Source organism: Acidovorax sp. DMC1, assembly GCF_056314325.1.
In genome coordinates this window covers 1-1,670 of sequence record NZ_JBQUYO010000019.1, presented here as the reverse complement: position 1 = coordinate 1,670, position 1,670 = coordinate 1, and the positions used below count along the sequence as shown (strand labels likewise).

Annotated in this window: 2 protein-coding genes; both read left to right on the top strand. The window is 63.8% G+C overall.

Translation table 11 applies throughout. The features are described from left to right. The coding region (locus ACT531_RS21710) for an electron transfer flavoprotein subunit beta/FixA family protein (protein ID WP_476018760.1) at positions 1–732 on the top strand (732 nt) is incomplete at its 5' end. A gap of 12 nt (positions 733–744) precedes the next feature. Further along, a partial coding sequence (locus ACT531_RS21705) for an electron transfer flavoprotein subunit alpha/FixB family protein (protein ID WP_476018759.1) occupies positions 745–1,670 on the top strand: 926 nt, incomplete at its 3' end.

Here is a 1,670-nt window from a genome sequence, read left to right as displayed (position 1 = left end):
GTCAAGCGCGTGGTGGACTACAACGTGAAGGTCCGCGTGAAGTCGGACAACACGGGTGTGGACATCGCCAACGTGAAGATGAGCATGAACCCCTTTGACGAAATCGCCGTTGAAGAGGCCGTGCGCCTGAAAGAAAAAGGCCTGGTGACCGAAGTCATCGCAGTCTCCTGCGGCGTAGCCCAATGCCAGGAAACCCTGCGCACCGCCATGGCCATCGGCGCCGACCGCGCCATCCTGGTCGAGACCGACGTCGAACTGCAGCCCCTGGCCGTGGCCAAGCTCCTCAAAGCACTGGTCGACAAAGAACAACCTTCTCTCATCATCCTGGGCAAACAAGCCATCGACGACGACGCCAACCAGACCGGCCAGATGCTGGCGGCCCTGGCCGACCTGCCCCAGGCCACCTTCGCCAGCAAGGTTGAACTGGCGGCAGACAAAGTCAGCGTGACCCGCGAAGTCGACGGCGGCCTGGAAACCCTGGCCCTCACGCTCCCCGCCGTCATCACCACCGACCTGCGCCTGAACGAGCCCCGCTACGTCACCTTGCCCAACATCATGAAGGCCAAGAAAAAACAGCTCGATACCGTCAAGCCCGAAGACCTCGGCGTGGACGTGGCTCCGCGCCTGAAGACCCTCAAGGTGACCGAACCCGCCAAACGCGGCGCAGGCATCAAGGTGGCGGATGTGGCCGCCCTGGTCGAGAAACTCAAGAACGAAGCAAAAGTCATCTAAGGAGAACAAGAAATGACAACTCTCGTTATTGCTGAACACGACAACGCGTCCATCAAGGGCGCCACGCTGAACACCGTCACGGCCGCCGTCGCCTGCGGCGGTGACGTGCACGTCCTGGTGGCCGGCCACAACGCCGGTGCAGCCGCACAAGCCGCCGCCAGCATCGCAGGCGTCGCCAAGGTCATCCACGCCGACGCAGCCGGTCTGGAACACGGCCTGGCAGAAAACGTGGCCGCCCAAGTGCTCGCCATCGCCTCCAACTACAGCCACATCCTGTTCCCCGCCACTGCCAGTGGCAAGAACGTGGCCCCCCGCGTGGCCGCCAAGCTCGACGTCGCCCAGATCAGCGACATCACCAAGGTGGTGAGCCCAGACACCTTCGAGCGCCCCATCTACGCCGGTAACGCCATCGCCACCGTGCAAAGTGCCGACAGCGTGAAGATCATCACCGTGCGCACCACCGGCTTTGACGCCGCAGCCGCCACCGGTGGCAGCGCAACAGTCGAAACCGCCGCTGCAACGGCAGATGCCGGCAAGAGCAGCTTTGTGGGCAGCGAAATCGCCAAGAGCGACCGCCCCGAGCTGACAGCCGCCAAGATCATCGTCTCCGGTGGTCGGGCGCTGGGCAGCAAGGAAAAGTTCGACGAAGTCATGACGCCCCTGGCCGACAAGCTGGGCGCCGCTCTGGGTGCCAGCCGCGCGGCGGTGGACGCAGGCTACGCCCCCAACGACTGGCAAGTGGGCCAGACGGGCAAGATCGTGGCGCCGCAGCTGTACATCGCTGCCGGTATCTCGGGCGCCATCCAGCACTTGGCGGGGATGAAGGACTCCAAGGTGATCGTGGCGATCAACAAGGACCCTGAGGCACCGATCTTCAGTGTGGCCGACTATGGGCTGGAAGCGGATCTGTTCACGGCTGTGCCTGAACTGGTCAAGGC